This is a genomic window from Kitasatospora sp. MBT63 (genome assembly GCF_000710465.2).
Taxonomy (GTDB): Bacteria; Actinomycetota; Actinomycetes; order Streptomycetales; family Streptomycetaceae; genus Kitasatospora.
The window spans coordinates 1-8075 of the sequence record NZ_JAIZ01000220.1; the positions used below are offsets into that span (position 1 = coordinate 1).

Consider the following 8075-nt stretch of genomic DNA (forward strand, 5'->3'; position numbering starts at 1 on the left):
GGACGCACACCACGGTCGCCGTAGTACGCTCCTATCATATCCTCCCGGGTGGGCGCCCTGCCGTTCTCCTTCCCGAACTCGTAGGCGATCTCCAGACCGTGGCCATGAGGGCTTCTGTCGGAGTCCACGCCGTAGTGAACGTAGTGGCGGGGGCTATCCACGGTAAAGTTCGGCTGCTCGAGAACCAATTTCCTGATCCATGGCGCTGACCGCCCGAGATCACCGTAGAACCTGGGCGAGGTCCCGGATTCCCTGTAGGCATCGACCAGCCTGGGGTGAGTCACCAGTGATTTGATTCCCTCGATGAGGAATTTATGCACTTCCGGCGGCCGTGTCGGGTTCGGGTTCTCCGGTGACTGGTGCCATGAGTAGGTCGGCAAGAATATCCGGTGGATTCCATGGCCGGTCAGCAGAAGAATGAGGTCCGCCAGGCCGCAGAGCGTTGCGTCAAGGCAGTCCGTCAGGTAAGCATCATCGGTCGGCGGCGACGTGAGGCGTGTGGATATGTACCATCTACGCGTCCCGTTGAGCAGGAGCGAGATGCTCAGTTTCTGATCATAGATCATCCGGTGGATTCTATCGATCGGGTACCTGATGAAATCATCTCTGTCGGGAATCGGCGGCTGCATGTGTGATCCAATTACTGGAGAGCGGGCGGTCGGTCTCGGTTCGGAGCTCCCCGGATTTTCCGAAATTTCATCCAAGCAGAAGAGGCGGGAGCTGTCTCAGGCTGCCGATCGTCGGGATATCTCCGGAACTGTCGCGCCGATCTCGATCCACGACCCAGCACGAGGACAGTCCGGCAGAGATTGCCCCTCTGACATTTTCGGCGAGGTCATCGATGTACGCACAGTCCTCCGGTGGAACTCCTAGAACTTCTGCAATCGCCAGATAACATCCGGGGTCCGGCTTCCGGATTCCCAGAGAGCTGCTGGACTCCATCACCTCGAACAGGCCCGGGTCGATTCCCGAGCTTTCGAGCACGAGGTCGATGCTGGGGAGCCTGAAATTCGTGAGGACGGCGAGGGAAAATCCCTGGGCGCGAAGAGTCGTCAAGCATTCGAGAGCGTCCGGGAAGGCCCGGAAGCATCGGTGGTAAAGCGATCCGAGTTCAACGAGACGAGCAATTGATGAGCTGGATATTTCATGCCGGGCAGCGAGGGTTCCCCAGAACTCCGACCAAAACTCCGGCTCATCCTCCCTTGCGCGCGGCCAACCCCCCTGCCATCCCGACCACAACTCGGAAAAAGCTTCCAAGGAGAGGCCGGGAGCTGCCGAGGAAATCTCACACCTGTAACGGTGGGCAATTTTTCGATCCAGCTCGACGAGCGTATTGTCGCGATCAAATACAACGGCGCGCGGAACTTTATTCTCAGTTTCGCGCGAGCCGCCCGTCAAGGGACGTCCAGACAATTGCACCAAGAGTCGCAGCCCTTTCCCGGCAGCTGGAAACCACAGCCATGCGAGGCCAGCCGCACATCATCGATGTCATCTTGGGGATCGATCCGGACCACGACGGCGTACGCCGTAGGCGCCGTGCCCGCCGGCCCGGGGGGGTCTCCCGGCGGGGAAGGCCCGCACCGGCCGGTCGAACGGAGGGGGCCCGGCACCCTTCCGGCGGGGGCCGCGATCACGGACGCCGGCTCGTCGGCGGCCGACGCGAGCCACAGTGCGCGGAAGTCGGCGAAACCCCGGTCACCGGCCGGGAGGCACAGGGCGATCTGCACGTGGTCGATCTCGATGACGCGATCGATCTCGTCCGTCCAAGACATCGAGGTCTCCCCGTGTGGGTTGGAGCCTGGCCTGGGGACCACTATGCGCAGCGAAGGGCGTCCGGCCTCTGCCCCAAGAGGCAGCACATCGCTCCAGGAATCCCGGGCGGCGGGCCTCAGCCGAGTTCCTGGAATTCGCGCCGCAGTTCCCGCCGCCCGGTGACCCCGAGCTTCGAATACACGTGGCCGAGGTGGTACTCCACGGTTTTGGAGCTGATGAGCAGTTGTCTCGCGATCTCCTGGTTGGTCAGCGCCTGCACGACGAGGTGTGCGACGGCCTGTTCACGCCCGGTCAGCCCGGTCAGGCGATCCGACGCCCCGGTGCGGACGGTCCATCCGTCGGGAGTGCCGCCACCGGTGTCCGCGGTGCCGGTGAGATCTGCGAGGAAGCCGGCGGCGCGCTGGGCGTAGGGGGCTGCGCCGAGAGCGGTGAAGCGGCGGTGTGCCTCCTGCAGGTGGTCGACGGCGGCGGCGCGCGCGTTCGGGTCGGCAAGCAGGAGGCGGGCATGGTCGTAGTGGAGGAAGGCGCGGTGGAAGGGGACGTCGCCGTCGGGCTCCCGGGGTGCCGTGTGGCCGTCCTGGTAGTGGGCCAGGGCGGTGGGGGTGTCTGCTCGGGCCGTCGCGACGCGGGCGCGGAGCCAGTGCGCGGTCGGCGTCAGGGAGGGCGCCTGTGCGGCGAGGCCGTCGAAGAGGGCCAGGGTGGTCTGCAGGCGCTCGAGGTCGTCGGGGTGGAGGGGCGCGGCGGGCGGAGTGCTGGAGGTGAGTGCCTGGATCAGGAGAGGCAGCCAGATCACCCGCCAGGCCCCGGTGTTTCCGCCGGCGGTGGGGTCCAGCGGCTTCAGGACCCGGGCCATGGCCTGCCGATCGCCTCGGGCCTGGGCCAGGACCGCTTCGGCCATGGCGGGGTAGACGGCGCCCAGTTCCGTGAAGGGCGGGACATGGCGGCGGCAGGCGTCGAGGTGGGACCGGGCCTCGTCCTCCTGGCCCCGCTGGGCGTGGACCATCGCGGCGACGGCGTGCGAGGGGGCCACGCCGTGGCGGTGGTCGCTGATCTGGGAGACCGCCAGTGCCTGGTCGGCGGCGATGAGGGCGTCCTCCCAGCTGCCGTCCAGGTAGTGGGCGAAGCCGAGCGCGTAGCGTTCGGTGGGTGAGAGCGACAGCTGGGGGTGGGTTTCCTGGCGGGAGATCAGCGCCGTCAGGTCTGCGGCGCTGGATCTGAGCAGGCCGGCCTGCACGCTCAGGGTGCCGCGGAACATCAGGAGGAAGCTGTCGTGGTGAGGCACGCGCGCGGCGTCGTCGGGGAGGCCGGCGTTGCTCAGGACGGTGAGCCCTGCGGCGGGTCCGTCGGTGAAGAGGGCGGCGAAGGACTGCATGCCGAGTGCCATGCCGGTGTGGCCGGGCGGAAGGCGGTCGATGACCGGACGCAGTGCGGCAAGGGCTTGAGGTCCGTCGCCGCGCAGGATGTGGACGGCGGCGAGCCAGCTGGCGGCGAGCATGCCGGTTTCGGTGTCGGTGCCGGCTGCGGCCCGGGCGAGGAGTTTCACGCCGGTGGCGGTGTCGCCGCGCAGTCCGGCGAGGAAGCCCAGGAGTGCGTCGCGGCGGGGTGTGGGGCTGCACGCTTCGAGTGCGCCGTGCAGTGTCCTGAACCGTCCGTGTCGTTCGTGGACCACGAGGAGTGTGGCGGCCGTGAGCAGGTGCTGCTCGCGCTGCTCGCGGGTGGGGGACAGGTCGGCCGCCCAGAGTCGGAGGGTCGCGGCACGGGCAGGTCGGCCCGCGGTGGCATGGCGGTCGGCCTCGGCGGCGAGCTGGTCGGCGAGGGCGGCATCGGGACCTGCTGCGGCGACCCGGTGGGCCCAGGCGGCATCGCCGCCGACCAGATCGGCCGCCCGGCGGTGGAGGTCGCGGCGGTTGGTGGGTGACAGTGCCCGGTATATCACTTCCCGTTGCAGCTGGTGGTGGATGCCCATGCGGGCCTCGGGGTCATGTGGTTCGCGGCTGATCAGGCCCGAGGCGAGTGCGGGGCCGAGTGCGGCGGCCGGGTCCACGTCGGCGAGCCGGTAGGCGAGGGCGGGCGGCGTCTTGGTGTCCAGAACGGCCAGCGCCCACACCAGGTCTCGGGCAGGACCGGGCAGTTCCGCCAGGACCTGGCGGATCGAGGCCTCCAGCGAGGCCGGGACGGGCAGTGACCGGGCGGTGTCGGCCAGGTCCCGGGCACCGACCTGTCTCATCAGCGTCTGGGTGTAGAGGGGGTGTCCGCCGGTCTGCTCCCACAGCCTGCTCAGCTCGGCGCGGCTCAGTGCCGGGCCGCCTGCGGATCGCACCAGGTCACCGACCTCCTTGAGGTCCAGCCCGCCCAGCCGTAGCCGGCGCACCCGTTCGGTGCCCCGCCACGTCCGGGACCACTCCTCCGCTTCGTCCGTGCCGGACACCTCGGAGCCGCTGTAGGGCATGCGGGCCGTGAGCACCATCAGGACCCGCTCCGCCAACAGCTGGCGGCCCACGAAGGCCAACGCGTCCAGCGACTGGTCGTCGGCGAGCGGCACGTCGTCCACCACCAGTGCCACCGGTGCCGTCTCGGCGGCTGCCGTCACCACCTCCAACAGGTCGTGGCCCACCGCGAGCGGTGAACCCGCCCCGGCCAGGCCCCGCACGAGTTCCGGCAGTCCTGGCGTCTCGCGGGGCAGGTGTCGCAGCAGTTGTCCCACGACTCCGTACCCGAAGTCCCGTTCGCCCCGGTCACAGGATGCCCAGCAGACCTGCAGGCCGTCCGCCCCCGTTCCCAGTGCCTGCCGTACCAGGGCCGTCTTCCCGATGCCCGCGGGCCCCTCGACGACCACCACCCACGGCTCGGCCGCCGCGGCCGTGGCACGGCAGTGGGCCAGCACGCGCAGTTCATCCGCCCGCCCTGCGAAAGCCTGCTGCCACTCCCCGCCACCCGACTCCACCGTTTCATCCCTCCACGGGCAGGACCTCTCGAGCCGCGGCCACGAAACGCAGCCGTCCTGCCTGTGACCCATTGTCCTCTTCGGCGGTGATCCGCCTCTGGACGGGCACAGATGGGCAGGCACAGAGGCCCGACCCGCTGGTTTTGGTGGTGCTCTCCAGGGGTCGGGCCGCTGTCTGCGCTGGACGTGTCCGTCATCCCCGGCCGGTCGGGGACCGGCGGGCACGGGCTGCCGGGCGGTCCGGCCGACGGGCCCGTGTCAGGGCGGGGCGGGCTGCGGGTGTGCGGCCGGCGGTCAGTGCGGGCTGGTGCAGGAGGTGGTCTGGAGTTCGGGCTGTTCGGCCGGGCCGCCGGTGGCGCAGACCAGGGATCGGAGTCTGGTGGTGACGGCGGGGGTGCTCAGTTGGACCGAGCCGTTCCGGGTGAGGGTCGCCGAGGCGACCGTCACCCAGGGGCTGCCCCAGGCCTGCTGGGTCTTCACCTCGACCCTGAGGGTGGTCAGCTGGCTGTCGGCGGCGCTGATCTGGGCCGAGCCGACGATCCCGTTGTCGGTCAGCTGGTGCCAGGCGCACGGGATGTTGGCGAGGGTGGAACAGGACGGCTCCACCGGGGCCGTGGCGCTGGATGGGGCCGCTGTGAGGGCGAGGACCCCGGCCGCCGTCACCATCAGACCTGCGATGCGGGAAATCATGGCACTGTTCTCCTTTGAATCAGAGCCGGTTGATTGGCACCGAGCATGCCATGCGCATGACAATTCAGTCACTGTGGGTTGTCTCACGTTTACGCGGACGCCGGAGCGTTCGTGCCGGCCGCCCGGCCGACGCGGTCCGCCGGAGCCCCCGGCCGGGGGTCATCCGTCGATCTCGAAGTCGGCCCAGTTCATACCGTTGATCTCGGCGGTCAGGCCGGAGGCCCGGCGTCCGCCGTCCTTGAAGTAGTGCTCCTGCAGGGCCTGGGCGAGCAGCTGCTCCTGCTGGGTGTGGGTGGCTCCGGCGTCGCGGGCGGCGTAGAGGCGGCGGGCCACGTCGCCGGGCAGTTTCTGGGTGATGGTCCGCAGGCGGGGGTCGTCCGTGGAACCGGCGGCGGAGGCGTAGCCGAACTGGGCCTGGACGTGCAGGACGAACCCGTTGCGCTCGGCGTTCCTGCGGACGCGGTTCTTGACGCGGGGCTGCCACTTCGAGCGGACCTGCTGCTCGATCTTGGCTGCGGCCTGCGGCTTGGGGGTGGAGGTGCCTTTGATCCAGCGCTGGACGGTGCGCTGGGAGACGCCGAGTTCGGTGGCGAGGGCTCTGGTGGAGCCTCTGACGCCCTTGAGCAGAAATCGCATCCGGGCTCCGAGCGACTGCGGGATGGGCCTGGTGCGCTCGACCCGCTCCAGGCCTTCGTCGATCTCCCCCACGGCGGGGCTCCTCTCTGACGGCCGTGCGGCGGCCGGTGGTCGTGCGGTCGGTGGCCCGGGCGGGGGCCTGCAGGGGCCGTGGACCGGCCCCGGCTGACGGTCGGAGGCTACTCGTCGGCGGAGGCCGCACCGCCGGTCTTGATGTGGCGGGCCGGGTTGACGCCTTCGGCGAGCATCTCCAGCACGTCGGGCATCGGGCGGGTGCCCTCGGACTTCACGTGCCCGGGGCTGGCGCCCAGGCGCAGCGCCCCGGCGACCGGTCTGCCGTCCGGGGTGATGGGCAGGATGTCCAGCGCGGAGGGGCCGGGGGCCGCGTAGACGGCGCAGTCCGAGAGGACGCCGAGCGGGTAGCGGCCGGTGGCGGCGGCGGTCCTGGCGAGTTTGCGGTGGAAGTTGACGCGGGCCGTGGCGATGACGGCGGCGCGGATGTCGGGGCGCCAGGTGGGGCGTTCCAGGGCGGCCCAGCGCTGGCCGGGCCGGTAGCCGTGGCCGCGGGGGCGTTCGCGGAGCTTGCCGATGCCCCCCTTCGCGGTCTGTTTGACCGCGGTGAGGACGGCGAGTTCGACCGGGTCGCCGTGGGTTTTGAGGGCGGCCATGGCGTCCAGGAAGGCCTGCGGGTCCTCGTCCGCCAGGGTCAGCGGGACGCCGAGGCCGGCCATGGTGGTGACGTAGGCCTCGCGCAGGCGCTTGTGCCACGGGTCGAGGTAGGGGCCCGCCTCGTGGCGCAGCCAGGCCTCCAGCGGCCTGACCGCGGCTCCGAGTTCGACCGCGTACGCAACGGTGGGTGTGGCGTACCAGGCGGGTCCGGCCGGGCGCTCGCCGGTCGGGGTGAAGGGGTTCGGCAGCCGGGGGTCGAGTTCGATCCCGGAGAGGTCGACCAGCCAGGAGCCGGGCAGTTTCCGCTCGAAGGCCGGGTGGAGTTCGTGGACCGGTTCGGACAGGCCGACGGACAGGCGGCCGGCGGCCGCGAGGAACGCGGTGTTGACGTCCACTCCGACCGCGTAGGGCAGGGCGCGTTCCGCGTCGCCGACCTCGTCGGGGGCGCGGAACCAGTCCCAGGCCTCCTCGTCCAGCACGTCGCCCGCCGCGCGTCCCTCGGCGAGGGGGTGCTCGTCCGGCACCTCGGGCGGCGCCGCGTCGACGGCGGTGTGCAGCGATCCCTCGACCGTGCCGGAGGTCCAGCCGGAATCGGTGCGCACCGCCCTGGTCGGCGGGCGCAGTGCGGTCATGAGTTCGAGTCCGCAGACGGCGGTGGAGCCGCGGGGGGTGAGGACGCGCTCGGCGTAGCCGCCGAGGAGGCGGGCGAGGCCGGACGCGTCGAGGCCGTCGGGGATCTGCCAGCCGCCCGAGGCGAGGGCTCCCCACATCGGTACGCACAGTTGGACGCATTCGCGTCGTCCGCCCTCGGGGGTGCGGTAGACGCGTGCCCACGGGCCGAGGCCGCGCTGGGTGAGGAGCCAGCCCGCCTTGGCGAGTGCCTTGACGACGCGGTGGTTGTCGGGGAGGCGGTTGGCCCGCTGGTCGAAGTCGTTCCTCTCGCGTCCGGCGGGGGGCAGGCCGAGCTCGGTGGCGGCGGCGTCGGTGAGGACGAGGAGCGGGTCGCCGTCCTTGCCGTGCCGGTGCAGCCGCGGGGAGCCGAGCCCGGCGGTGAGCGCCCACTCGAGGACGTCGGTGAGGGTGCGGCCGGTCGGTTCCTGCGCGGCAGGGGTGCCGTCGGGCAGGTGTGCCGCCAGGGTGCGGCCGTCGACGGCGATGTCGAGTACCGCGAGCGGGCCGGCCGGGAACCGGGCTGCGGCTGCCTGCTCCCAGTCCGCCGCGGGGGCTTGCGCGGCCGGTTGCTTCGACGGGGCCTTGCGTGCCCGCGGCGGCGGGGTCCGACGGACGGGCGGCCTGCGGACCGCCGTCCCGGCGGCCGGGGCGGGGCCGGGGCCGGGGGCGGCGGGGCCAGGGGCAGGTACGG

General features: G+C 70.9%; 6 protein-coding genes. All 6 read right to left on the reverse strand.

The features are described 5' to 3' along the window. A partial coding sequence (locus AA75_RS14850; RefSeq protein ID WP_149038142.1) for a hypothetical protein occupies positions 1-566 on the reverse strand: 566 nt, incomplete at its 3' end. 130 nt (positions 567-696) lie between these two features. After that, the gene (locus AA75_RS45590; RefSeq protein WP_233289027.1) at positions 697-1419 is read right to left on the reverse strand and encodes an HAD family hydrolase; all 723 of its coding nucleotides are present in this window, start codon (positions 1417-1419) and stop codon (positions 697-699) included. A 469-nt stretch (positions 1420-1888) separates the two neighbouring features. Next, complete coding sequence (locus AA75_RS14860; protein ID WP_082526521.1) at positions 1889-4789, reverse strand: helix-turn-helix transcriptional regulator; 2901 nt, start codon at positions 4787-4789, stop codon at positions 1889-1891. Between the two features lie 222 nt (positions 4790-5011). Further along, positions 5012-5407: a hypothetical protein gene (locus AA75_RS14865; RefSeq protein ID WP_149038143.1), complete on the reverse strand. Its 396-nt coding sequence runs from the start codon at positions 5405-5407 to the stop codon at positions 5012-5014. Positions 5408-5566: 159 nt separating this feature from the next. Continuing rightward, positions 5567-6115, reverse strand: coding sequence for a helix-turn-helix transcriptional regulator (locus AA75_RS14870; RefSeq protein WP_033820481.1), 549 nt, complete (start codon positions 6113-6115; stop codon positions 5567-5569). A gap of 107 nt (positions 6116-6222) precedes the next feature. Next, the coding region (locus AA75_RS14875) for an XRE family transcriptional regulator (RefSeq protein WP_233289028.1) at positions 6223-8075 on the reverse strand (1853 nt) is incomplete at its 5' end.